This window comes from Pseudomonas sp. PA-6-3C (genome assembly GCF_021605825.1).
GTDB lineage: Bacteria > Pseudomonadota > Gammaproteobacteria > Pseudomonadales > Pseudomonadaceae > Aquipseudomonas > Aquipseudomonas edaphica.
The window spans coordinates 48,927-72,947 of sequence record NZ_WKDV01000039.1 but is presented as its reverse complement, the minus strand read 5'-3'; the positions used below and the strand labels follow the sequence as shown (position 1 = coordinate 72,947).

The window sequence follows — 24,021 nt, the reverse complement described above, 5'->3', positions numbered from 1 at the left end:
GCCCCTATACCAGCCATAGAGTTACGTCAGGTAAAACGCGCCGACCTTGTTGGGGCCGCTTCGCGGCCCAGCGGGAGCAAGCTCCCTCGCCACAACAAGCCCACCCGCCATCAGGCGGAGGGTTACAGGTCGCCGTAGCCCAGGGAACGCAGCGCGCGCTCATCATCGGACCAACCACCTTTAACCTTCACCCACAGGTTAAGCATGATCTTGGAATCAAACAGCAATTCCATGTCCTTGCGCGCTTCGGTGCCGATGCGTTTGATGCGCTCGCCCTTGTCGCCAATGATGATTTTCTTCTGGCCGTCACGCTCTACAAGGATCAACGCGTGGATATGCAGGGTTTTGCCCTGCTGCTTGAACTCTTCGATTTCGACGGTGATCTGGTACGGCAGCTCGGCGCCCATCTGGCGCATGATTTTCTCGCGTACCAGTTCGGCGGCCAGGAAACGGCTGCTGCGGTCGGTGATCTGGTCTTCCGGGAAGAAGTGCTCGTTCTCCGGCAGGTGCTCGGCGATCACGCGTTCCAGGGCCTCAAGGTTGTGGCCGTGCTGGGCCGAGATCGGGATGATCTGGGCGTTCGGCAGTTGTTCCTGCAGCCAGCTGAGGTGCGGCATCAGCTCAGCCTTGTCTTCGATACGGTCGGTCTTGTTCAGCGCGACGATCAACGGGCCAGTGACGTACTGCACGCGCTCCAGAACCATTTGGTCTTCGTCGGTCCACTTGGTGCGGTCGACCACGAAGATCACCACGTCGACGTCTTTCAACGCCGCCGAAGCGGTTTTGTTCATGTAGCGGTTCAGCGCCTTCTCGCCACCTTTGTGCATGCCTGGGGTGTCGACGTAGACCGCTTGCACATTGCCTTCGGTCTTGATGCCCAGCATGTTGTGGCGGGTGGTCTGCGGCTTGCGCGAGGTGATCGCCAGCTTCTGGCCGAGGATGTGGTTCAGCAGCGTGGACTTGCCCACGTTCGGGCGGCCGACGATGGCAACATAGCCACAGCGTGTTGCGGTTGAATCAGTCATGGCCATTCTCCACGCCCAGGGCAATCAGTGCTGCAGCGGCCGCTACCTGTTCGGCAATACGACGGCTCACACCCTGACCTCGGCTTTTTTCATTCAATAAGGTGATTTCACATTCCACGAAGAACACGCGGCAATGGGGTTCACCCTGGATATCCACCACTTCGTAACGTGGCAGTTCGCAACCACGCGACTGCAGGTATTCCTGCAGGCGGGTCTTGGGATCTTTGTTGGTGTCGACCAGCGTCAGGCTCTCGATCTCCGACGCCAGCCAGGCGACTACGCGCTCCTTGGCGGTCTCCATGCCTGCATCCAGGTAGATCGCACCGATCAACGCTTCGAGGGCATCGGCCAGGATCGACTCGCGGCGAAAGCCACCGCTTTTCAGCTCGCCGGACCCCAGGCGCAGGTACTCACCCAGGCCGAAACCACGGGCCAGCACGGCCAGGGTCTCGCCTTTTACCAGGCGTGCACGCAGGCGTGACAGCTGGCCCTCGCGCGCTTGCGGGAAACGCTCGAACAGCGCCTCACCGGCGGCAAAGTTGAGGATGGCATCACCGAGGAATTCCAGGCGCTCGTTATTGCGCCCTGCAAAGCTGCGGTGTGTGAGGGCAAGGACCATCAATTCCTGATCCTTGAAGGTGTAGCCGAGCTGGCGCTCGAGACGGCTTAGAGAAACGCTCACGGTTTACCCATTTCTGTTTGGTGGCACCGGCGGCCATCGACGATTGACGCAGTGTTCAAATTCAAATCCTGATTGGTACAGCAAGGAGTTGGGCCAATAATTGTCCCAACCCCAGAAAAGCATTCGGCGCTGTGTTCACAGCGCCGCCTGTATTACTTGATCAGCCCGACCCGCGAGAAGTTCGGCAGGTGGCTGAGCTTGGGTTCCGGCCAGCTCATCCAGACCGCAAAGGCCTTGCCGACAATGTTCTCGTCGGGAACCATGCCCAGCAGGTCCTTGGGGATATTAGGGTCATCCCAATACCGGCTGTCGTTGGAATTGTCACGGTTGTCGCCCATCATGAAGTAGTGCCCGGCAGGCACTTTCCATTCGGTGTCGGGCGGCGAGCGGTAGCGGCTCATTTCCTTGCGGATCTGGTGCTCTACTGCGCCGAGTTTTTCCTGATACAGCTCAGCGCTGCCCAGGGTGTTCGGCTCGGTGCCGATCAACTTCTCGGCTACCGACTCACCATTGACGAACAGGCGCTTGTCGCTGGTGTAGCGAATCACGTCGCCCGGCAGGCCCACGACACGCTTGATGTAGTTGACGTTCGGGTCGCTTGGGTAGCGAAACACCATCACATCGCCGCGCTGCGGGTCACCGACCGGGATGACTTTCTTGTCGAGCACCGGCAGGCGGATCCCGTAGGAGAACTTGTTCACCAAGATGAAGTCGCCCACGTCCAGGGTAGGTTTCATCGACCCCGAAGGGATCTGAAACGGCTCCACCAGGAACGAACGCAGCACCAGCACGATGAACAACACCGGGAAGAACGACTTGCCATATTCAACCAGCAAAGGCTCTTTGTTCAGTTTATCGATTGCCACCGCATCGGGCTGGCTGACGCTGCCCTGATACGAGGCGATCGCCGCCCGCCGACGCGGGGCGAAGAACACCAGATCGAGCAACGCCAGGAGACCGCAAACGGCAACGGCGATGACCAGCAACAGCGGGAAATTTAGTGACATAGGACCTAACTATCCAACCTGAGCACTGCAAGGAAGGCTTCTTGTGGAATTTCCACGTTGCCCACTTGCTTCATGCGTTTCTTACCGGCCTTTTGCTTCTCAAGCAGCTTGCGCTTACGGCTTACGTCACCGCCGTAGCATTTGGCCAGTACGTTCTTTCTGAGTGCCTTGACGGAGGTCCGTGCAATGATCTGCCCGCCAATGGCGGCCTGGATCGCGACATCGAACATCTGGCGCGGAATCAGTTCTTTCATCTTTTCGGTCAACTGGCGACCTTTGTAGTGCGCGTTGTCCTTGTGCACGATCAGCGCCAGTGCATCCACCTTGTCGCCGTTGATCAGCACATCCAGTTTCACCAGATTAGCCGATTGGTAACGGTCGAAATGGTAATCCAGCGAAGCATAGCCGCGACTGGTGGATTTGAGACGGTCGAAGAAGTCCAGAACCACTTCGTTCATCGGCAAATCGTAGGTCACTTGCACCTGGGTACCGAGGAACAACATGTCGTGCTGCACGCCACGTTTTTCGATACACAGGGTAATAACGTTGCCCAAGTGCTCTTGCGGAACCAGGATATTGGCCCGCACGATCGGCTCGCGCATGTCTTCGATGGAGGACAGATCCGGAAGCTTGGACGGGTTGTCGACGTAAATCGTTTCACCGGTTTTCAGCGCCAGCTCAAAAATAACCGTCGGCGCCGTGGTGATCAGGTCCAGGTCGTATTCGCGCTCGAGGCGCTCCTGGATGATCTCCATGTGCAGCATGCCCAGGAAACCGCAGCGGAAGCCGAAGCCCAGGGCATCGGAGCTTTCCGGGGTGTACTGCAACGACGAGTCGTTGAGGGTCAGCTTCTGCAGCGCTTCGCGGAAGTCTTCGAAGTCGTCGGAGCTGACCGGGAACAGGCCGGCGTAAACCTGCGGCTGGATGCGTTTGAAGCCCGGCAGCACGTCGACGTCAGGGGTGGAGCTCAAGGTCAGGGTGTCACCCACTGGCGCACCGTGAATGTCCTTGATACCGGCGATGATGAAGCCCACTTCACCGGCTTTGAGGTCGGTGGTGGCGGTGTGTTTCGGGTTGAATACACCGACGCTGTCCACCAGGTGGATCTTGCCGGTGGATTTGACCAGGATCTTGTCGCCCTTCTTCACACGGCCGTGGCGCACGCGTACCAGGGAAACAACGCCCAGGTAGTTGTCGAACCAGGAGTCGATGATCAACGCTTGCAGCGGATCTTCGTAGTTGCCGGTAGGCGCAGGAATGGTCTTGACCAGGCGCTCGAGCACTTCGTCAACGCCCAGGCCGGTCTTGGCGCTGCACTCGACGGCGTCGGTGGCGTCAATGCCGATGATTTTTTCGATTTCTTCTTTAACGCGGTCAGGATCGGCCTGGGGCAGGTCGATCTTGTTCAGTACCGGCATGACCTCAAGGCCCTGCTCGATCGCGGTGTAGCAGTTGGCCACGGACTGGGCTTCAACACCCTGGCCGGCATCGACCACCAGCAAGGCACCTTCACAGGCGGCCAGCGAACGGCTGACTTCGTAGGTGAAGTCAACGTGGCCAGGGGTGTCAATGAAGTTCAGCTGGTACTTGATACCGTCTTTTGCGGTGTAGTACAGGGTAACGCTGTGGGCCTTGATGGTGATGCCGCGCTCGCGCTCGAGGTCCATGGAGTCCAGGACCTGGGCTTCCATTTCACGCTCGGCAAGGCCGCCGCACATCTGGATGAACCGATCGGCCAGCGTCGACTTACCATGGTCAATGTGGGCGATGATGGAGAAATTGCGGATATGACTCAAATCACTCACGGATCAACACTCAAAAAGGCTGCAGGCAGATTGCCCGCTGAAAAATAGCCGGGAATTGTACCTGATGCTCGGGCCGGGCGTCATCTTTGCTGACCAGAACAAAAATGCCCCGGTCATATGAGCGGGGCATTTTTTGTGCATAAGCGCGGTATCAACCGGCCCGGCGCAACAGCCAGAACCCGGCCACGGCGCAGACCGCCGTCGGTACCAGCACCGCAAACAGCGGCGAGAAACCGAATACCAGGCTCGACGGGCCAAGCAGGTCCTGGGCGATGCGGAAGGTAAAGCCCACCAGCACGCCGGTAAACACACGCTGGCCGAGCGTTACCGAACGCAGCGGGCCGAAGATGAACGAAATAGCCATCAGCACCAACGCGGCGGTGACCAGCGGCTGCAACACCTTGACCCAAAATGCCAACCAGTAACGGCCATTGTTCAGGCCCTGATCCTTGAGATAGTGGATGTAACTCCACAAACCGGAGATCGGCAGGCTTTCCGGGATCATGACCACGGTATTGAGCAGTTCCGGCTTCAGGGCAATGTCCCACTGTTCAGACGGCACATTGATCACTTCGGTGTAGGCCTTGATGCCCTGCCCCACATTACGGAAATACGTCGTGGTGACATCGTACAGCTCCCATTTCCCCTCGTCGTACTGCGCACGCTTGGAGAAACTGGAGGTCAGCATATGCCGCTCTTTGTCGAACGTATAACGCGTCACACCCACCAGCAAACCGCCCGGTTGCACGGCGTTGATGTGAATAAACTCATCACCCTGGCGGTGCCACAGGCCGTGCTTGGCGCTCTGCGCATCCCCCGAACCCTGGGCCAGGGCACGATTGGCCTGGGCCGTGGCTTCGGTCGGTGGTGCTACGTACTCGCCGATCAGCACACTGCACGCCATCAACAACAGCATGGGTTTCATGACGGCCCAGACGATGCGGCCGATGGAAACGCCCGCCGCTCGCATAATGGTCAATTCGCTGCTGCTGGCCAGGCTGCCCAGGCCGATCAGGCAGCCGATCAGCGCCGCCATCGGCATCATGTCGTAGAGGCGACGCGGTGCGGTCAGCGCCACGTAGCTCAATACGTGGGTGACGGTATAGGTGTCGGTGACGTTGCCCACTTCATCAATAAAGGCAAACAGGCAAGCCAGGCCAAGGATGATGCCCAATACCGCCAGGATTGCGATCAGTACGCTGCTACCAATGTAGCGGTCGAGCTTAGCCACGAGCCAACTCCTTCAGGCCACGACGGCTCTTCATTTTCAAACGGATAGGTTCCCAGTAGAGCAGCCCCAGGCCGATCACCAGGAAGATCCCGTGCACCCACCACAGGCCCAGGGTTGGCGACAGCTTGCCCTTCTCCAGGGAGCCACGGGCAGAAATCAGGATGGTCAGGTAAGCCATGTACAAAAGGATCGCCGGCAACAGCTTGAGGAAGCGGCCCTGGCGCGGGTTGACGCGCGACAGCGGCACCGCCATCAACGTCACGATGAACACCAGCAGCGGCAGGGAGAGTCGCCATTGCAGCTCGGCAACGGAGCGCAGCTCGGGATTACCGATCAGCGATAGCGTCGGCAGTGCATCGCGGTCGGTGACCTCTTCACTGATGTCAGGCTTGGCCAGCATTACGCCATAAGTGTCGTATTTGACCGCCCGGTATTCCGCCAGCCCAGGGCTGCCGTCGTAGCGGTAGCCATTTTCCAGGATCAGGTAGCGGTTACCGTCAGGGCGTATTTCCTGGCGCCCGCTGTTGGCTACCAGAATCGAAATACCGCGGTCCTTCTGGTTCAGGCCGAGGTTTTTCTGCGAGATGAACACACCGCCAAGGTTAGAGCGGTCGTCGGTCATGGTTTCGGTATAGGTGACCCGCGTGCCGTCGTTGAGCGCCTGGAAGCGCCCGGGCTCCAGGGTATCGAACTCGGTCATCGCGTCCTGCTTGTTCAGCAGCAACTGGAACTGCATGGCGCCCTGGGGCGCCAGGCTCATGCTCAACCAGGCCACCACCAGCGCAACGCCGGTGGCCGGCACCATGGTCATGGCCAGCAGACGCTGCTGGCTCATGCCGGTGGCCGAAAGCACGGTCATTTCACTTTCAAGATAAAGCCGGCCATAGGCCAGCAGGATGCCGAGAAACAGGCCAAGCGGCAGGATCAGTTGCAAAAAACCCGGCAGGCGAAAGCCCATGATCAGGAACAACGAGCCCGGATCCAGGGCGCCCGAGGCCGCCTGGGCGAGGAATTTGACGAAACGACCACTCATGGTGATGACCAGCAATACCGCACTCACGGCACTCAGGGTCAACAGGACTTCGCGGGACAGATAACGGAAGACGATCAAACCAGACACTCCAGGGTTGTCAGGCTAAGGCGGCCAAACAAGCAAGCATACCGAGTCGACCCACATGCACGGGCCGGCTAAAAAGATTGCGCATTATCCTGTGATTGACCGCGCCTGTCACGGTGCTTGCTCATACGCACGCACAAAGCGTGCTGCAAGGGTTGTCAGGCTGCTCTGGCGAGGTTCAAACTGCGGCCTTTGTCGCGGGCGGTTTACAAAGCTGCCAAGCATCAAAGCCTGCGTACAGACGCCAGGCTCACAGACCTTAAATAAGGGACCCGAAAATGGAATTGGTTGTAAAAAGCGTTAGCCCCGAAACGTTGAAAACCGCCACCCTCGTGGTCGCCGTCGGCGAAGGGCGCAAGCTCGGCGCCGCCGCCAAGCAACTGGACGAACTGAGCGGCGGCGCCATCAGCGCGGTCCTCAAGCGCGGCGACCTGGCCGGCAAAGTCGGCCAAAGCCTGCTGCTGCAAAGCCTGCCCAACCTCAAAGCCGACCGTGTATTGCTGGTGGGCGTGGGCAAGGACGCCGAACTGGGCGACCGCCCGTTCCGCAAGATCATCAGCGGTATCCTCACCACTCTTAAAGGCCTGGGCGGCACCGATGCGGCGCTGGCCCTCGATGAAATCGTAGTAAAAGGCCGCGACAGCTACGGCAAGACCCGCCTGCTGGCCGAAAGCCTGGTGGACGGCGGTTACGTCTTCGACCAGTTCAAGAGCCAGAAGGCCGAACCGCGCGCCATCAAGAAAATCACCCTGCTGACCATCAAGGCCGCCCAGGCTGAAGTCGAGCGCGCCGTCACCCACGCCACCGCCATCGCCAACGGCATGTCGTTTACCCGTGACCTGGGCAACCTGCCGCCGAACATCTGCCACCCAACCTACCTGGGCGAACAAGCCAAGGCGCTGGGCAAGGAGTTCAAGGGCCTGAAGGTTGAAGTGCTGGACGAGAAGAAGATCAAGGAACTGGGCATGGGCTCGTTCTATGCCGTGGGCCAGGGCAGCGACCAGCCGCCACGCCTGATCGTGATGCAATACAACGGCGGCAAGAAGTCCGAGAAGCCTTACGCGCTGGTCGGCAAAGGCATCACCTTCGACACCGGCGGCATCAGCCTCAAGCCGGGCGCCGGCATGGACGAAATGAAATACGACATGGGCGGCGCCGCCAGCGTGTTCGGCACCCTGCGTGCCGTGCTGGAACTCAAGCTGCCGATCAACCTGGTGTGCATCCTGGCCTGCGCCGAGAACATGCCGAGCGGTGGTGCTGCACGCCCGGGTGACATCGTCACCACCATGAGCGGCCAGACTGTCGAGATCCTCAACACCGACGCCGAAGGCCGTCTGGTGCTGTGCGACGCCCTCACCTACGCCGAACGCTTCAAGCCACAGGCCGTGATCGACATTGCCACCCTGACCGGTGCCTGCGTGGTCGCCCTGGGCGCTCACACCTCGGGCCTGCTGGGTAACAACGACGAGTTGATCGAGCAACTGCTCAGCGCCGGCAAGGCTGCCGACGACCGCGCCTGGCAACTACCGCTGTTCGACGAGTACCAGGAACAACTGGACAGCCCGTTCGCCGATATCGCCAACATCGGCGGCCCAAAAGCCGGCACCATCACCGCCGCCTGCTTCCTGTCGCGCTTCGCCAAGAACTTCAACTGGGCGCACCTGGACATCGCCGGCACGGCCTGGACCAGCGGCGGCAAGGACAAGGGCGCCAGTGGCCGTCCGGTTCCTCTGTTGACCCAGTACCTGCTGGATCGCGCCAAAGCCTGAAACTGAAGATTCCGGGGCGGCCTTCACGGCGCCCCGGTCTCAGGAACCGCAATGACCCAAGTCGACTTCTATATATTGCCCAGCGCCGATCCCTCTGCGCGCCTGGACTTTGCCTGCAAACTTACCGAAAAAGCCTGGCGCATGGGCCACCGCATCTACCTGCATTGCAGCGATGCCGCTCAGCGTGAAGACCTTGACGCCCGCCTGTGGCGCTTCAAGGGCGAAAGCTTCGTGCCCCACGGCCCCGCCGAGTCCGAACCCGAAGGCCTGATTGTGCTGGGTTTGGGCGACAACTGCGGCGATCACCAAGACCTGCTGGTGAACCTCGACCTGAAAGTACCGGCCTTTGCCAAGGCTTTTGCCCGCGTGGCGGAAGTGGTGGTCGAAGACCCGGCTATTCGTCAGGCCGCGCGGGAGAGTTTCCGTTTCTACCGCGAACAGGGCTATCCTCTGCAAGATCACCGGCTACAACGACTTTGAGCACACGATGGACACTCCAAACCCGCTAAAAAAAGACGACCACTTGCTGGACGACCTGGAGTCGATCCGTCAATTGCTCGGTGATGATGAGTTGCAACCGCCGCTGCTGACCGAATCGGTCGAGGGCGAGGTACAGATTCCGCTGTTGTTCGACATGGTCGGTGGCAAACCTGCCGCACCTGAACCTGTCACACCAGCCCCCACTGCAGAACCGGCACCCGCCGCAGAAAAAGCCCCCGACGCGTTGCTGCTGCACCTGGACAATGAACTGCGTGCCGCCGCGCAACTGATCATGCAGGATGTGATCGACGACTTTGCCCCGCATATTGAAGCCGAGATCAAACGGCGAATGGATGCGCGCATGGAGCGGTTGCTCAGCCAATACCAGTCCTGAGCCTTACTTAGATCCCTGTGGGAGCTGGCTTGCCTGCGATGGCGGTTTCTCAGTCAAACCCTTCGGCGACTGCCACACCGCCATCGCAGGCAAGCCAGCTCCCACATTTGCTCAACATACATCTCTAGCCCGTCTTCGCCTCGCCCTGCGCCTTATCCCCCGTTATACTTGTCGGCTTTCCTGAATTAATGCCAACTAGGGTCCCGCCGCGCATGGATAAGACCTACCAGCCGCACGCCATTGAAACTTCCTGGTACAACACCTGGGAGTCCGAGAATTACTTCGCCCCACAAGGTGCCGGCGAGTCCTACACCATCATGATTCCGCCACCGAACGTCACTGGCAGCCTGCACATGGGCCATGGCTTCAACAATGCGATCATGGATGCGTTGATCCGTTTCCGCCGCATGCAGGGCCGTAATACCCTGTGGCAACCGGGTACTGACCACGCCGGTATCGCCACACAGATGCTGGTGGAACGCCAGCTCGAAGCCACCGGCCAAAACCGTCACGACCTGGGTCGCGAAAAATTCCTGGAGAAGATCTGGGAGTGGAAAGACCAGTCCGGCGGCAACATCAGCCGTCAGATCCGTCGCCTCGGTTCGTCTGTGGACTGGAGCCGCGAGCGCTTCACCATGGACGATGGTCTGTCGGAATCGGTGAAAGAAGCCTTCGTGCGCCTGCATGAAGACGGCCTGATCTACCGCGGCAAGCGCCTGGTCAACTGGGACACCAAGTTGCACACGGCAATTTCCGACCTCGAAGTGGAAAACCACGACGAGAAAGGTTTCCTGTGGAACCTCAAGTACCCGCTGGCCGATGGCGCCAAGACCGCTGAAGGCAACGACTACCTGATCGTCGCCACTACCCGTCCGGAAACCATGCTCGGCGACGCCGCCGTGGCGGTTAACCCGAACGATGAACGCTACCAGGCGCTGATTGGCAAGTTTGTCGAGCTGCCATTGGTTGGCCGTCGTATCCCGATCATCGCGGACGACTACTGCGACCCTGAATTCGGCACCGGCTGCGTGAAAATCACCCCGGCCCACGATTTCAACGACTATGAAGTCGGCAAGCGCCACAACCTGCCGTTGCTGAACATCTTCGACAAGAACGCCGCCGTACTGCCGGCCTGCCAGGTGTTCAACCTGGACGGCACGCTGAACGAGAGCATCGACGGCAAGATCCCGGCCGAATACGCCGGCCTCGACCGTTTCGAAGCGCGCAAGCAGATCGTGGCCGCCTTCGACGCCGCCGGTTTGCTGGTAAGCGTTGACGACCACGGCCTTAAAGTGCCGAAGGGCGACCGTTCCGGCACCATCATCGAGCCGTGGCTGACCGACCAGTGGTACGTGTCCACCAAACCATTGGCCGAGCCTGCGATTGCTGCCGTGGAAGACGGCCGTATCCAGTTCGTGCCTAAACAGTACGAAAACATGTACTTCTCGTGGATGCGTGACATCCAGGATTGGTGCATCAGCCGTCAACTGTGGTGGGGCCATCGTATTCCGGCCTGGTACGACGAGTCGGGCAAGGTGTACGTAGGCCGCGATGAAGCCGAAGTGCGTGCCAAGCACAACCTCGGCGCGGACATCGCCCTGCAACAGGACAACGACGTACTCGACACCTGGTTCAGCTCGGGCCTGTGGACCTTCTCGACCCTGGGCTGGCCGCAACAGACTGAGTTCCTGAAGAAATTCCACTCCACCGACGTGCTGGTTACCGGCTTCGATATCATTTTCTTCTGGGTTGCCCGGATGATCATGCTCACCATGCACTTGGTGAAGAACGAAGACGGCACGCCGCAGGTGCCGTTCAAGACCGTGTACGTACACGGCCTGGTGCGGGATGGCCAGGGCCAGAAGATGTCCAAGTCCAAGGGCAACGTCCTGGACCCGCTGGACATCATCGACGGCATCGACCTGGAAACCCTGGTGCAGAAACGCACCTCGGGCCTGATGCAGCCAAAACTGGCGAAGAAGATCGAGAAGCAGACCCGCGACGAGTTTGCCGATGGCATTGCCAGCTACGGCACCGACGCCCTGCGTTTCACGTTCTGCTCGCTGGCGTCCACCGGTCGCGACATCAAGTTCGACATGGGCCGCGTCGAAGGCTATCGCAACTTCTGCAACAAGATCTGGAACGCTGCACGTTACGTGCTGGATAAAGGCGAAGACTGCGGCCAGAACGGCGAAGCCGTCGAACTGAGCCTGGCTGATCGCTGGATCATCTCGCAGCTGCAGCGCACCGAAGCCGAAGTGACCCGCCAGCTCGACCAGTTCCGTTTCGACCTCGCCGCCCAGGCTTTGTACGAATTCATCTGGAACCAGTATTGCGACTGGTACCTGGAACTGTCCAAGCCGGTACTGTGGGACGAGAATTCGCCGATCGAACGCCAGCGCGGCACCCGCCGCACCCTGGTGCGCGTACTCGAAGTGGCGCTGCGCCTGGCGCACCCGTTCATGCCGTTCATCACCGAAGAGATCTGGCAGCGCATCGCGCCGCTGGCCGGTATCGAAGGCAAGACCATCATGCTGCAACCTTGGCCGGTGGCCAATGAAGCGCGCATCGATGAAGCGGCCGAAAGTGATATCGAATGGCTCAAGACCCTGATGATGGGCACGCGTAACATCCGTGCCGAAATGAACATCGGGCCGGGCAAGCCGTTGGCGGTGTTTGTGAAGAACGCCAGCAGCGAAGACCAGCGTCGCCTCACTGAGAACGACGCACTGCTCAAGAAGCTGGCGAAGCTGGAGTCGATCACTGTATTGGCTGCTGGCGAAGATGCGCCGCTGTCTGCGACCGCATTGGTTGGCGAGATGGAAGTGCTGGTGCCGATGGCAGGTTTGATCGACAAAGGCGCGGAACTTGCGCGTCTTGATAAGGAAATTGCGCGCCTGCAAGGCGAAGTGCAGCGAGTGGGTGGCAAGCTGTCCAACGCGGCGTTCGTCGACAAGGCGCCGGCTGAGGTCATCGACAAAGAACGCGCCAAATTGGCCGAAGCGGAACAGGCTTTGGGCAAGCTGGCCGAGCAACATGCGCGAATTTCCAGCCTGTAAGCTGGAAACTGTGTGAAAAAAGAGACCTTCGGGTCTCTTTTTTTTGCTCTTTGTGGGAGCTGATTTGCCTGCGGTGCAGCCGACTCGGTGTAACCGCCAGACCGAGTTGATGCCATCGCAGGCAAGCCAGCTCCCACATTTGAACGAGTTGGCCTCAGGATGTGTGACAATGCCCACCACTTTGAGCCAACACCAGAATCAACATGACCGCCCCCAGCACACCCAAACCACCGCGCAAGAAGCCTAAAACCGCAGCCCCGGCCAAGCCCGTCGCGCCGCGCAAAGAGGCTACCTTGCACCCGCGCAACCGCCACACAGGCCGTTACGACTTCCCGGCGCTGATCAAGACCACGCCGGAACTGGCGAAATTCGTGATCATTAACCCGTATGGCAAAGAGAGCATCGACTTCGCCAGCCCGGACGCGGTGCGGGTGTTTAACCGGGCACTGCTTAAATCGTTCTATGGCATCCAGCATTGGGATATCCCGCAGGATTACCTCTGCCCGCCAGTGCCGGGGCGTGCCGACTACGTGCACTTCCTCGCCGACCTGCTGGCCAGCGTCAACGACGGCAAGATTCCGCGCGGCTCTATCGTCAAGGTGCTGGACATCGGCATGGGCGCCAACTGCGTCTACCCGCTGATCGGCTATATGGAGTACCGCTGGAATTTCCTCGGCTCCGAGGTCGACCCAATCGCTGTGGCCGCCGCCAAGGCCATCGTGCAGTCCAATGACCTGAGCAAGGTCATCCAGTTGCGCCAGCAACCCAACCCCAAGCAGATCCTGCTGGGCCTGCTGGAGCCGGGCGAGCGTTTTGACCTGACCATGTGCAACCCGCCATTCCACGCGTCCATGGACGAAGCCACCAAGGGCAGCGAGCGTAAATGGCGCGCCCTGGGCAAGGCCGACCCCAAGCGCAAGCTGCCGGTGCTGAACTTCGGCGGTCAATCGGCGGAGCTGTGGTGTGAAGGCGGCGAAGCGCGTTTTGTGACGCAGCTGATCGCCGAGAGCGCGCATTTTGCCCACAAGGTGCTGTGGTTCAGCACGCTGGTGTCAAAAGCGTCGAACTTGCCCGCGATCGAGACAGCCCTGAAAAAAGCCGGCGTGCTGGAAAGCCAGGTGGTGGAGATGTCCCAGGGCCAGAAGCAAAGCCGTTTTGTGGCCTGGACCTTCCAGACCAAGAATGAGCAGCAGATCTGGCGCCAGCGCTGGGTGCGCGACTAACCCAAGAAAGCCCAGCACAAATCGCAGGCAACAAAAAACCGTGCCCGGATCGCTCCGAGGCACGGTTTTTTTTGCTGCGTCTTACTTGTTAACAGCGTCGGTCAGGCCTTTGGCCACAACCAGCTTGATAACTTTCTTGGCAGCGATTTCGATGGCAGCGCCAGTCGAAGGGTTACGGCCAGTACGGGCTGGACGCTCGGTCACTTTCAGTTTGCCAACGCCTGGCAGAGTGATTTCGCCGCCGTTTTCCAGCTGATCAGCAACAACTTGGCTCAGTTGGTCCAGCAGAGCGCGCACGGTAGTTTTCGGTGCGTCTACTGCTTCAGCCAGGTCAGCGATCAGTTGGTCTTTAGTAATAGCCATTGTGGTGTTCCTTCCCTATCAAATTCATATGGATTGCAGAGTGCAGTGTCAGCCGTCGAGCCCGACCGTCATGGCCTGGCACCCCCGGCCATAACCACGGAGATCGGGGTTATAGATGCTTGAAACGGGGATTGGTTCGACCTGACAGATGCTGAATGCACGCTTAACGCCGAGACTTGGCGTAAGACGGGGCAAAACTAGCACAGAGACGGGGAAATATCCGCCTCAACATACCCATTTGGTCAGCTTTATCGCTCTAAACCGTGAAAAAAAGGCATATGGGCCGTCGGAGGTCGTCCAAAACCGCCTTCCAGGCGCGTCTTGGCCAATGGGTGCGGTACACTGGGCGACTTTTGGGGGAGGCCCACCGCTCCCCTTCAACCAGCCGAGAAGCCTATGCCGATCCGTCATTGCATTGTTCACTTGATCGACAAAAAACCCGACGGCACACCTGCAGTTCTGCATGCCCGCGATTCTGAGTTGTCCGAATCGGCCGCCATCGAGAACATGCTGGCCGACCTCAACGAGAGCTACAACGCCAAACAAGGCAAGGCCTGGGGTTTCTTCCATGCCGAATCCGGCGCGCACCCGTTCAGCGGCTGGTTGAAGGAGTATTTCGACGGTGGCCAGGATTTCACCACCTTCAGCCGCACGGCGGTTGAGCACCTGCAAAAGCTGATGGAGGAATCCAACCTCTCCACCGGCGGCCACGTGCTGTTTGCCCACTATCAACAAGGCATGACCGATTACCTGGCCATCGCCCTGCTGCACCACAGCGAAGGCGTGGCAGTGACCGATGAGCTGGACGTGACCCCGTCGCGGCACCTGGACCTTGGCCAACTGCACCTGGCGGCGCGCATCAACGTCTCCGAGTGGCAGAACAACAAGCAGTCCAAACAGTACATTTCGTTTATCAAAGGCAAGAACGGCAAGAAGGTTTCGGAGTACTTCCGCGACTTTATCGGCTGCCAGGAGGGCGTCGACGGCCCGGGCGAGACCCGCACCCTGCTCAAGGCCTTCAGCGACTTTGTTGAAAGCGAAGACCTGCCGGACGAATCCGCCCGCGAAAAGACCAAAACCCTGGTGGACTACGCCAGCAGCCAGGCCAAGCTCGGCGAGCCGATGGGCCTGGAAGAGCTGTCGGGCTTGATCGATGAAGATCGGCCAAAAGCGTTCTACGACCATATCCGCAACAAGGACTACGGCCTGTCGCCGGAAATTCCGGCCGACAAGCGCACCCTCAACCAGTTCCGCCGCTTCACCGGCCGCGCCGAAGGCTTGTCCATCAGCTTTGAGGCGCACCTGTTGGGTGACAAGATCGAATACGACGAAGCCGCCGGCACCTTGATCATCAAGGGCCTGCCGACCCAACTGACCGACCAGCTCAAGCGCCGTAACTGATGCTGGGCGGGGTACTCAAGAAAGTCCTGTTGGTATTGCTGGTGGTGGTGGTGATTCAGCACTGGGGCAAGATCGAGCGGCTGTTCAACCCCTCGCAGGTGGTTTCGGAGCAGGTACGCGCCTCAGCGCGCGTGGTGCTCTACTCCACCGAGTGGTGCGGCTACTGCAAGCAGATCCGGCGCTTTCTGGATCAGAAAGGTGTGCCGTACCAGGCGTTCGATATCGAGAAGGACGCCCAGGCGCGCAAGGCGTATGAGGCGCTGGGCGGCGGCGGGATTCCGTTTGTGGAGGTCAATGGCACGCTCATTCGCGACTACAACCCGGATGCGATCATGGCTGCCTTGAAATAACCCCACCGTTGCAGCATCTCGCTTGTGTGGGAGCTGGTTTGTAGGAGAGCTGGCTTTTGTGGGAGCTGGCTTGCCTGCGATAGCATCAGCGCGCAGTAACTGACACACCGAGTTGCCTGCATCGCAGGCAAGCCAGCTCCCACAAAAAGCCAGCTCCCACAAAAAGCCAGCTCCCACATAAGCGAGCTCCCACATTCAGTTCTGCAGCGTCTTTAGAAGTTGGCTTCCAGCGACACCATCGCCGTGCGCTCTTCACCGACGTTGTAATACGCCGTACTTGGCGCCAGGCCGTTTACCGGCGCCGAGTTAAACGACACGGTACGCGCCGAGCTCAGGTATTCCTTGTCGAAGACGTTAAGCATCGACAGCCGCAGGGTCGCGGATTTGATGACTTTCTTGTCCACCGGCAAATAGATACCCGCGTTGAGGTCGACCACGGTACGCCCGGAGATTTTTTCGTCGTTGGTCAAATCGCCGTAGAAACTGCCTACGTATTTGCCGGCAACGTTGCCGTAGAAGCGCGAGTCGTCGTAGCCAAACACCAGGTTGAACATGTTTTCCGGCACGTTGGCCAGCTGCTTGCCGGCGGTGGGCAACAACACGTTCTTGCTGAGCAGATTGTCTTTCTGTTCAGACTGGGTGTAGGTGTAGGACGCGTAGTAGTTGAAGTGATGCGGCAACAGCCCGCTCCACTCCAGCTCCAGGCCTTTGTTGTCGACCTTGCCGACGTTGATTACGGCGTAGTCGCCGTTGAGGTCGGTGGTCGACAACTGGCGGTCCTTGAAGCTGATGTAGAACAGCGTCGCGCTCAGCGCCACATCGTCTTCGGTGAAGCGCCAGCCCAGTTCCTGGTTCCAGCTCAACTCAGGCTTGAGGCTTACCGAATCGCCTTTGTTGTACAGCACGTAGTTCGGCGGTGTGCGCATGTTGCGGGTGACGTTGTAGAACGCCTGGTTGCTCTCGTCGATCTGGTACTTGGCGCTGAAATTCGGCAGGAACTGGTGGTAACGGGTGTTACGTTTTTCCGGCTTGTCGTAGAGGCTACCCAGGTTGTTGCCGTCCCGCTCGACGTACTGATAGGCCACGCCGCCGACAAAACTCAGGTCTGGCGTGGCTTGCCAGCTGTCCTGCACCCAGAGCTTCTGCGCCGGCGTGACGGTGTAGTAATGACGGCCTTGTACCGTCGCGCCGTTCTTGTCGACTACTTGGCCGCCGCCGTTGTAGTCGCCCCACACGTCATCGGGTGCGCCTTCGCCGTTGATGCCGATAAACGGCTGGCTCTGGCGCTGGCGTGCGCGCTCATACCAGTAGCCGTAGTCCAGGCTGTGCTCTTCGTTGATGTCCCATTTCATTTTGGCGGTAACGCCTGGGCGCCAGGTTTCGGTCCACGAAGGGCGGTAGTAGTTGAGCGATTTGAGGTTGCTCAGGTCGTAGTTGCCAGCCTTGTCGGACTTCGGCCCCAGGTTCGATGCGGTCTGGCCGCTGAAACTGCCACCGTTGGCCCAGTAGTAATAGGGCGTGACCGTCAGCGCCAGGTTGTCCTGCAACTGCCAGCGCTGGGTGAGCGTGGCATTCACGCTTTCGAAAGGGTTGCGATTGAGCTTGTAGGAAGACGACAGTAAACCGGATTTGTACACCGGGGTTTCCGAGTAGTCCTTGCGCCGCCCATCCGTGTCGAACTGCGACTTGCTCAAGGAGTTGTAGTTGTAGTTTTCCTGGTTGTTGTACTTGATCGTGGCCAGTGTGGAGTTGCCGCTGCCATCTTCAAACAGGCTGCTCCACTCGACCTTGTCGCTGCGCAGGGTGCCTTTGCCACGCCACTTGTCGCCTTCCAGGTGCGACGCCGAGACCCAGGTCTTGAGGCCGCCGAAATCGCCGGTATTGACCCGCACGAACGTCTTGCGCAAGTCGTTGGCGCCGACGATCTGCTTGGCAAACACCCCGGCCTCTTTAGTCGGCCGGATGGTGATCATGCCGATGTTGCCGCCACTGGAACCGATGTGCGGGCCGTCAGCTTCCGAAGAACCCTGTGTCGCGAATACTTCCGCAAGGTTTTCCGGGTCGCCCAATTGGTTGGAGTAGACACTGTAGTTGCCCGAATCGTTGATCGGCACACCGTCGACGGAAACCCCGATCTGGTCGGAGTTCATGCCGCGCATGGTGAAGTTGGTGCCGCTGGTGCCACTGGCGTCATCACTGGAAACGTTGATGCCCGGCGTGTATTTGAGCTTGTCGATGGCGTTGGCAGTCGACGACATCTGGTCCATGGCTTCCTTGGTCACCGTCGACCGCGCCTTGGCACTTTCTTCGCGGATCATATGGCCGTTGCCCAGGGTCTGTTTGCCGGCGATGTCCACCGAGCCAACGTCCTGCGTGGTGTCTGCCAAAACCAATGGCGCAAAGCTACCTAGGCCCGATGCAAACAGCAGGGCAGAGAGTGTGTTGATCTTCACAAGTAGATCCCTTACGTGCATCTATCTGTTGTTATGGAGGGCGGTACTGGCTGTCAGAACCGGGTGAACGGCGACGCCAGCCTTCCTGACCATCTGCTCAGGAATCCGAGGATCATCCTTGGCACGTGTAACGGTTTGGTGACAGGTTTTGGCAATTGCGATGAAGGTTAAGTGAAGGATCTACAGGCAGCGTGATACCTGGCCTGTAACTGCCGGCAGGAAATGATCGCGAGGGAAACAGTTGTAAAAGAAGGTGGCCAGCAAACCGTTCGTGTCTAACGCAACACAATCATTCGGCCTAATAGTGTGTGCTGTTCAAAACCCAGCACCGCCTGCAGGGCATTTAAAACCGCCACTGGGTCCTTGCTCGGAAAGCTGCCACTGACACGCTTGGCGCCCATCTCGTCGTTCAGCAACAGAATGCGCCCCGGATAGTAACGACTCAGGTCCTTGACCACGTCAGCCAACGGCGCTTTGTAGTAATTGAGCCAACCGTCACGCCAGGCCAGTCGGGATTCACTGTCGACCGCGTGCATCGATTCGGCCACACCGTCGGCGTAAGCCACTTGCTGGCCTGCGGTCAGAATTTGCTGTTGGCCTTGCCAGGATGGCGTCACGCCAACCCGACCGGACAACACCGTCACTTGCGCGCCCGCCGGTTGCAGGCGCACTTCGAACTGTGTGCCCAACACCCGCGCTTCACCGCTGCCGGCCTCGACCACAAAGGACTGGCCGGTGTGGGTCACGCTAAAAAAACCGGCACCGCGACGCAGCTGGATATGCCGCTCACCGTGGCTGAAATCCACGGCGATGGCGCTGTCGGCATCCAGGGTCACTTGGGACTGGTCGGCCAGGGTCACGGTCTTCACTTCCCCTGGTGCGGTCACGTAATCGGCGCCGAAGTCATCAACCCAGCGCGACGGCTGCCACCCGGCGCCCATCGACACCATCACCAGCAGGCACGCGGCCATGGCCAAGGCGCCGGACCAGCGAACGCCGCGCGAACGTTTCGAGGTGTTCATCGCGTTGAGGTAACCCTGCAAGGCCAGGGCGTCTTCGCCCGCCAGTGTGCGCGCCGGTACTTCGCTTAACTCCCACAGCACCTGGGCCTGGGAATAAGCCTCGACGTGGGCAGGATCGGCCCGCAACCAGCGGCTGAAGGTGGCCTGGTCGCCACTGCTGGGCTGGTCGTGTAACAGGCTCAGCCAGTCGAGTGCGGCCTGCTCCTGGGCGGGCGTGGGGGTGACGTTCACGGTGCTTTCCCTGGCGTGCGTGGGGGCGATGGTTCGCGAAGGCTGGCCTTGCAGGCTTCAAGGGCACGCATCATATGTTTTTCCACTGCGCTTTGGGACAAGCCCATGGCCTTGGCGATTTCGGCGTACTTGCGGCCATGAATACGGTTGAGCAAAAAAATCTGCCGCGTGCGCTCCGGCAGGCTGCGCAAGGCGGCTTCGACATGGCGCAGATCATTGCCCGCTTCGAGTGCCGCCTGGGGTTCGCAGCCCTGATTGTCCTGTTGCTCCGGCAGCCAGCCTTCGCTGCTGCGTACGCGGGCGCCTTCGCTGCGCAAATGGTCGATGGCAATGTTGCCGGCGCAGCGCAGCAAGTAAGTGCTGAGTTCTTCGACCTGCACCAACGGGCGGCGCCAGAAGCGCAGGAATAAATCCTGTACCAAATCAGCCGCCGTGGCGCGGCACCCCACCCGGCGACTGACCAAGGCTTCCATTTGCGAACGCTGGGACAAAAACACCTGCAAAAAATGCGCACGTCCACCGGTCGCATCGGTGTGCGGGCTGTCCTGGGATTCGGGTGGCGTGCTGATCATCATCACTGGCTCAGCATAAGGCGAAGGCCGCCACAGGGCTGACCAGCAGGCCGGCGCCCGCCAGAATCAAGACCAGCCTTGGCCGATACGGCAACAGCAACACCAGCAGCAGCGCGCTGAGCATCAACACCGCGCACCACTCCACCAACCCTTGGGCCCAACCTGAAGCGGCGACGGCGGGCCAGATCGACACGCCCAGCAACAACCAACCGGCCATGCGCAGGCTTGAGCGCCGCGCGGGCGACGGCTTGCTGTGCAGCAACTCGCCGTGATGGCGGTCGGTGGCCAGGCACAACGCGGTAAACCCGGCGTAGCACATCAACAGGGCGAGCAGCATTCAGTGCGCCTCCTGCTTGAGCGTCATTGCCCGCACACGTTCGGCCTTGGGTTGCGTGCGATGTTGCATCTTCCACGCCGCCCAGGTGAGGAACAGGCCGCTGGCCAGGCAGGTCAGGTCAAAACCGGCCATGGCCCAATCACCCTTGGCCAATGACGTACCCAAGTGCTGTGAGGTGGTCAGTGCGTTGAGCAGAGGGATCGCCACAAACAGCAGCGCAGCGAAGCTCAGTTGCTCGACCCAAGCCTGGCGACCACGGCGCAATACGGCGTGCAACAGGCTCAGGCCCCAGGCGATAAAGAAGGTTTGTATTTCCCAGTCGGAACGCTCGGCGAAGCTGACCGGCAACAGGCGGTTGGCCCAGAAAAACGCCGCGATGGCGATCATCAAGCCAGACATGCTGGCGATGTTGAGCACTTCCACCAGCCGCAGCTCAAACGGCATAACCCCGGTTTTAGCGTGCCTGAGCTGGCGCTTGCCCAGCCAGATCACCAGGCCGGTGCCGATCATCGCCGTGCCCGCCAGACCGCAGATAAAGTACAGCCAGCGCAGCACCGGGCCAGCGAAATGGCCCATGTGCAGGCCATAGAAACTGCCGCCAATCGCCGCCGGCAGCGATTGTTCGCCACTGACCCGCAGCAACTCGCCGGTGGTGCCGCTGAATGACACGCTGCTGCCAAAGTCATGCACCACACGGTCGGAGCCGGCGCGCACCACATTGACCGACGCGTTCACATCGCCAGGGTTGTTAACCACCAAACGGCCCACATGCCCACCGGCCCATTGCGTGCGCGCCTGGTCGTACATCGGCAGTAATGGCAGCAACTTACCCGGCTGGCCGAGCGCCGGCGCATTGTTGGTATTGGGGAACACTTCATTAAAGAACGCACGGCTGTCGTCGCCATACGAGGCAAGGATCGGCGCAGGCATCACCATGTTCATGAAGATCACCAGGCTGCTGTAGGTGATCATCAGGTGAAACGGCAGCACCAGCACACCCACCGCGTTATGCCCGTCGAGCCAGGAGCGCTGGCCCTTGCGCGGGCGGAAGGTGAAGAAGTCCTTGAAGATTTTCTTGTGGGTGATGATCCCGGTGATCAGCGCGACGAACATCACCATCGCGGCGATCGTCGACAGCCAGCGGCCCCATGGGTAAGGCATTTGCAGCTGGAAGTGGAAGCGGTAGAAGAAATCGCCGCCCATGCTTTCGCGAGCCTGGACCGGTTGAGCGCTGACAGGATCGAGGACTTTCTGGATGAAGTTGCCGCGTTTGCCGGGGTCGATCTTGTCTTGCCACATCACCGACAGGCCAGGGTCACGGCTGTTGGGCAGGGTGATAAACCAGCGCGCGGCGTTGGGCGCCTGTTGCTGCAGATAGGTTTGCGCGGCGGCGAGGCTGCGCGCCGCGTCCAGCGGATGGGCCTGCACTTCGGGCTGCATCCAGTGGGTAATTTCGTCTTTGAAATAGGCCAGGGTGCCGGTCAGAAAAATCGCAAACAGCAGCCAGCCGAAGATCAGGCCGGCCCAGGTGTGCAACCAGGCCATCGCCTGGCGAAAGCCCTCTTTCATGTGCGTGCCATCCAAAAACCCACGCCCGCCAGGGTGGCAAATAACGCGCTCGGCAGCATCACGCCAAACCAGGCGCGCGAGGCTGTGCGGCAGGCGAAGCACCAGATGACGGCGAGCAGATAGAACACAAACGAACTCATCATCCCGGTGATCACCGCGTCGGCGCGCGAGGTGGGCATCCACAGCGCCATACACACGGCCGCCAGCGACGCCATCAGATAGCCGCCGACCACAGCGGCCAATGCACGCGAGGTGACGGCGAGGCGGTAAGAGACGGCCAGTGAGGGTTTGCTTTTCATCGGGGAGACGCCAGATTCATCAGCGCGCAATATTAATGATAAATATTCTCATAAGCAAAAGAGAACGGATGAATCACCTGCCCGCATGGATTGCCGAACGCGTATCACGCCCCTTACAATGCGAACAATTCTTGTTCTCTAAAGTGCATTGATACTTTCGGAGTGAACGCGTTGCAGCCGTCCAACACCGTCGAAGTCCTGTACCACGACCATCACCTCTGGCTTACCGGCTGGTTGCGACGCAAACTCGGCTGCCCGCAAAGCGCGGCGGACCTGGCGCAAGACACCTTCATCCGCGTGCTCACGGCCCGCGAAGCCCCCACGCTGATCGAGCCACGCGCCTTCCTCACCACCGTGGCCAAACGTGTGCTGTTCAACTTCTACCGCCGCCAGGACCTGGAGCGCGCCTACCTCGATGCCCTCGCGCAGATGCCCGAATACGTGGCGCCCTCGGAAGAAGACCGCGCCATCATCCTGCAAACGCTGGTGGAGCTGGACCAACTGCTCGACGGCCTGCCCGTGCAGGTCAAGCGCGCCTTTCTGCTGGCCCAGCTCGACGGCCTGACCTACGCGCAAATCGGCGCCGAACTGGGCATCTCCATTGCCACGGTCAAACGCCATCTGAATAAAGCAGCGATGCGCTGCTACTTCGCCCTATGAACTTTTCTACCCAGGTTGCGGAACAGGCTGTGCACTGGCTGATGAAAATGCAGCAAGGTACGCTTAACCCGCGCCAGCAAGCGGCGTGGCAGCACTGGCTGAATGCCCACAGTGAACATCAGCGCGCGTGGGACCATATCCAACGTGTCAACCAGCGCCTGCGTGGCATGCCCTCGCCTCTGGCTCATGCAGCGCTGAACGCGCCGCAATCGATCAGCCGACGCCAAGCGCTGAAGCTGTTGCTGATCCTCGGTGCAGGTTCGGCGGCCGCTTGGGGCTTGCGCCAGCAGCATATTTTGCCGCCGCTGAGCGCCGACTACCGCAGCCCTATCGGCGAGCGTCGCAAGGTGCAGCTGGCCGATGGCAGCCAGTTGCAGCTCAATACCGGCAGTGCAGTGGATGTGCATTTTGATCGGCAGCAGCGCCTGATCCGCGTGCTTGAAGGCGAGATATTGCTGACGGCGCGCGCAGGTGATACGCCGCTGCGCGTACTCACCGGCCAGGGTTTGCTCAGCAGCCAGGCGGCCCGGCTGAATGTGCGCCAGTTCAACGACCATACTCAACTGGCGGTGTTTGACGGCCATGTCGACGTGATGCCCAACAGCTACAGCGGTTTGCCGTTGACCGTCGAGGCCGCGCGCCAGGTCAATTTCACCCGCAAAGGCTGGGACACGCCGCGCCCGAACGACGCCAACAGCGGCGCCTGGGCCGACGGCATGCTGGTGGCGGCGCATATGCGCCTGGACGATTTCCTCGCAGAGCTTGGCCGTTATCGCCGGGGCCAGCTCAACTGCGACCCGCAAGTGGCCAACCTGCTGTTGTCCGGCAGTTATCCATTGGCCGACAGCGAACGCATTCTCGACCTGCTGGAAGTCAGCCTGCCGGTCAAGGTGCGGCGCTTTACGCGCTACTGGGTAACCGTTCAGGCCCGCGCCTGAAAAATTATTTTCAAGAACAGTGAGCCGTTTTCCA

General features: G+C 60.0%; 22 protein-coding genes. 9 read left to right on the top strand and 13 right to left on the bottom strand.

Annotated elements, in window-relative coordinates:
* Positions 1-122: 122 nt before the first annotated feature.
* The 6 genes from era to lptF form a co-directional block, all read right to left on the bottom strand.
* Positions 123-1,025 (bottom strand): GTPase Era, encoded by a 903-nt coding sequence (gene era / locus GIW48_RS22960; RefSeq protein WP_028618988.1) that lies wholly within the window; start codon positions 1,023-1,025, stop codon positions 123-125.
* On the bottom strand, positions 1,018-1,707 hold the full coding sequence (gene rnc / locus GIW48_RS22955; RefSeq protein WP_017136295.1) for a ribonuclease III: 690 nt from the start codon (positions 1,705-1,707) through the stop codon (positions 1,018-1,020). Before rnc ends, era begins: the two co-directional genes overlap by 8 nt.
* 152 nt (positions 1,708-1,859) lie before the next feature.
* Positions 1,860-2,714: a signal peptidase I gene (gene lepB, locus GIW48_RS22950; protein ID WP_236460772.1), complete on the bottom strand. Its 855-nt coding sequence runs from the start codon at positions 2,712-2,714 to the stop codon at positions 1,860-1,862.
* Positions 2,715-2,719: 5 nt separating this feature from the next.
* Complete coding sequence (gene lepA / locus GIW48_RS22945; protein WP_003210439.1) at positions 2,720-4,519, bottom strand: translation elongation factor 4; 1,800 nt, start codon at positions 4,517-4,519, stop codon at positions 2,720-2,722.
* Positions 4,520-4,670: 151 nt separating this feature from the next.
* Complete coding sequence (lptG, locus tag GIW48_RS22940) at positions 4,671-5,750, bottom strand: LPS export ABC transporter permease LptG (protein WP_017136293.1); 1,080 nt, start codon at positions 5,748-5,750, stop codon at positions 4,671-4,673.
* Positions 5,743-6,861 (bottom strand): LPS export ABC transporter permease LptF, encoded by a 1,119-nt coding sequence (gene lptF, locus GIW48_RS22935; RefSeq protein WP_017136292.1) that lies wholly within the window; start codon positions 6,859-6,861, stop codon positions 5,743-5,745. The genes lptG and lptF overlap by 8 nt, the downstream gene beginning before the upstream one ends.
* Positions 6,862-7,145: 284 nt before the next feature.
* On the opposite strand from lptF, the gene GIW48_RS22930 reads away from it, so the two are divergent.
* From GIW48_RS22930 to rlmF, 5 genes are all read left to right on the top strand, one after another.
* Complete coding sequence (locus GIW48_RS22930) at positions 7,146-8,636, top strand: leucyl aminopeptidase (protein ID WP_017136291.1); 1,491 nt, start codon at positions 7,146-7,148, stop codon at positions 8,634-8,636.
* A gap of 51 nt (positions 8,637-8,687) precedes the next feature.
* Positions 8,688-9,116: a DNA polymerase III subunit chi gene (locus GIW48_RS22925; protein ID WP_017136290.1), complete on the top strand. Its 429-nt coding sequence runs from the start codon at positions 8,688-8,690 to the stop codon at positions 9,114-9,116.
* 7 nt (positions 9,117-9,123) lie between these two features.
* On the top strand, positions 9,124-9,510 hold the full coding sequence (locus GIW48_RS22920; RefSeq protein ID WP_017136289.1) for a hypothetical protein: 387 nt from the start codon (positions 9,124-9,126) through the stop codon (positions 9,508-9,510).
* Positions 9,511-9,722: 212 nt separating this feature from the next.
* Complete coding sequence (locus GIW48_RS22915) at positions 9,723-12,569, top strand: valine--tRNA ligase (RefSeq protein ID WP_017135153.1); 2,847 nt, start codon at positions 9,723-9,725, stop codon at positions 12,567-12,569.
* A gap of 203 nt (positions 12,570-12,772) precedes the next feature.
* Positions 12,773-13,792 carry a 23S rRNA (adenine(1618)-N(6))-methyltransferase RlmF gene (gene rlmF, locus GIW48_RS22910; RefSeq protein ID WP_069551850.1) on the top strand — a complete coding sequence of 340 codons (1,020 nt, stop codon included), beginning with the start codon at positions 12,773-12,775 and terminating at the stop codon, positions 13,790-13,792.
* Positions 13,793-13,873: 81 nt separating this feature from the next.
* Here the strand turns inward: rlmF and GIW48_RS22905 are convergent, their stop codons facing one another.
* On the bottom strand, positions 13,874-14,155 hold the full coding sequence (locus GIW48_RS22905; protein ID WP_003188840.1) for an HU family DNA-binding protein: 282 nt from the start codon (positions 14,153-14,155) through the stop codon (positions 13,874-13,876).
* Between the two features lie 396 nt (positions 14,156-14,551).
* On the opposite strand from GIW48_RS22905, the gene yejK reads away from it, so the two are divergent.
* Positions 14,552-15,556, top strand: a complete 1,005-nt coding sequence (gene yejK, locus GIW48_RS22900) for a nucleoid-associated protein YejK (RefSeq protein ID WP_003171997.1) — start codon at positions 14,552-14,554, stop codon at positions 15,554-15,556.
* Entirely contained in the window at positions 15,556-15,906 is a 351-nt protein-coding gene (locus GIW48_RS22895) for a glutaredoxin family protein (RefSeq protein WP_099548478.1), read from the top strand. The genes yejK and GIW48_RS22895 overlap by 1 nt, the downstream gene beginning before the upstream one ends.
* Before the next feature lie 212 nt (positions 15,907-16,118).
* Here the strand turns inward: GIW48_RS22895 and GIW48_RS22890 are convergent, their stop codons facing one another.
* The 6 genes from GIW48_RS22890 to GIW48_RS22865 all read right to left on the bottom strand — a co-directional run bounded on the left by GIW48_RS22890 (position 16,119) and on the right by GIW48_RS22865 (position 22,389).
* The gene (locus GIW48_RS22890; RefSeq protein WP_017135156.1) at positions 16,119-18,359 is read right to left on the bottom strand and encodes a TonB-dependent receptor domain-containing protein; all 2,241 of its coding nucleotides are present in this window, start codon (positions 18,357-18,359) and stop codon (positions 16,119-16,121) included.
* 275 nt (positions 18,360-18,634) lie between these two features.
* Positions 18,635-19,612, bottom strand: a complete 978-nt coding sequence (locus GIW48_RS22885) for a FecR family protein (protein WP_186616781.1) — start codon at positions 19,610-19,612, stop codon at positions 18,635-18,637.
* Positions 19,609-20,187, bottom strand: a complete 579-nt coding sequence (locus tag GIW48_RS22880; RefSeq protein ID WP_236460771.1) for an RNA polymerase sigma factor — start codon at positions 20,185-20,187, stop codon at positions 19,609-19,611. Before GIW48_RS22880 ends, GIW48_RS22885 begins: the two co-directional genes overlap by 4 nt.
* A 7-nt stretch (positions 20,188-20,194) precedes the next feature.
* Positions 20,195-20,521, bottom strand: coding sequence for a DUF3325 domain-containing protein (locus GIW48_RS22875; RefSeq protein WP_017135159.1), 327 nt, complete (start codon positions 20,519-20,521; stop codon positions 20,195-20,197).
* A complete protein-coding gene (locus tag GIW48_RS22870) occupies positions 20,522-22,090 on the bottom strand; it encodes a PepSY-associated TM helix domain-containing protein (protein WP_017135160.1) in 1,569 nt (522 codons plus the stop codon).
* Positions 22,087-22,389 carry a DUF3649 domain-containing protein gene (locus GIW48_RS22865; protein WP_026013535.1) on the bottom strand — a complete coding sequence of 101 codons (303 nt, stop codon included), beginning with the start codon at positions 22,387-22,389 and terminating at the stop codon, positions 22,087-22,089. Before GIW48_RS22865 ends, GIW48_RS22870 begins: the two co-directional genes overlap by 4 nt.
* A gap of 171 nt (positions 22,390-22,560) precedes the next feature.
* Between GIW48_RS22865 and GIW48_RS22860 the strand changes: the two genes are divergently transcribed.
* Positions 22,561-23,049: a sigma-70 family RNA polymerase sigma factor gene (locus GIW48_RS22860; RefSeq protein ID WP_026013536.1), complete on the top strand. Its 489-nt coding sequence runs from the start codon at positions 22,561-22,563 to the stop codon at positions 23,047-23,049.
* Entirely contained in the window at positions 23,046-23,987 is a 942-nt protein-coding gene (locus tag GIW48_RS22855; protein ID WP_017135163.1) for a FecR domain-containing protein, read from the top strand. Before GIW48_RS22860 ends, GIW48_RS22855 begins: the two co-directional genes overlap by 4 nt.
* Positions 23,988-24,021: the final 34 nt, after the last annotated feature.

What these genes read in the sequence shown, in the direction of transcription:
- era (WP_028618988.1), bottom strand. Translation starts at nt 1,025, where the DNA reads ATGACTGATTCAACCGCAACACGCTGTGGCTATGTTGCCATCGTCGGC.
- lepB (WP_236460772.1), bottom strand. Translation starts at nt 2,714, where the DNA reads ATGTCACTAAATTTCCCGCTGTTGCTGGTCATCGCCGTTGCCGTTTGC.
- GIW48_RS22930 (WP_017136291.1), top strand. Translation starts at nt 7,146, where the DNA reads ATGGAATTGGTTGTAAAAAGCGTTAGCCCCGAAACGTTGAAAACCGCC.
- GIW48_RS22925 (WP_017136290.1), top strand. Translation starts at nt 8,688, where the DNA reads ATGACCCAAGTCGACTTCTATATATTGCCCAGCGCCGATCCCTCTGCG.
- GIW48_RS22920 (WP_017136289.1), top strand. Translation starts at nt 9,124, where the DNA reads ATGGACACTCCAAACCCGCTAAAAAAAGACGACCACTTGCTGGACGAC.
- GIW48_RS22915 (WP_017135153.1), top strand. Translation starts at nt 9,723, where the DNA reads ATGGATAAGACCTACCAGCCGCACGCCATTGAAACTTCCTGGTACAAC.
- rlmF (WP_069551850.1), top strand. Translation starts at nt 12,773, where the DNA reads ATGACCGCCCCCAGCACACCCAAACCACCGCGCAAGAAGCCTAAAACC.
- GIW48_RS22905 (WP_003188840.1), bottom strand. Translation starts at nt 14,155, where the DNA reads ATGGCTATTACTAAAGACCAACTGATCGCTGACCTGGCTGAAGCAGTA.
- yejK (WP_003171997.1), top strand. Translation starts at nt 14,552, where the DNA reads ATGCCGATCCGTCATTGCATTGTTCACTTGATCGACAAAAAACCCGAC.
- GIW48_RS22895 (WP_099548478.1), top strand. Translation starts at nt 15,556, where the DNA reads ATGCTGGGCGGGGTACTCAAGAAAGTCCTGTTGGTATTGCTGGTGGTG.
- GIW48_RS22880 (WP_236460771.1), bottom strand. Translation starts at nt 20,187, where the DNA reads ATGATGATCAGCACGCCACCCGAATCCCAGGACAGCCCGCACACCGAT.
- GIW48_RS22875 (WP_017135159.1), bottom strand. Translation starts at nt 20,521, where the DNA reads ATGCTGCTCGCCCTGTTGATGTGCTACGCCGGGTTTACCGCGTTGTGC.
- GIW48_RS22870 (WP_017135160.1), bottom strand. Translation starts at nt 22,090, where the DNA reads ATGAAAGAGGGCTTTCGCCAGGCGATGGCCTGGTTGCACACCTGGGCC.
- GIW48_RS22865 (WP_026013535.1), bottom strand. Translation starts at nt 22,389, where the DNA reads ATGAAAAGCAAACCCTCACTGGCCGTCTCTTACCGCCTCGCCGTCACC.
- GIW48_RS22855 (WP_017135163.1), top strand. Translation starts at nt 23,046, where the DNA reads ATGAACTTTTCTACCCAGGTTGCGGAACAGGCTGTGCACTGGCTGATG.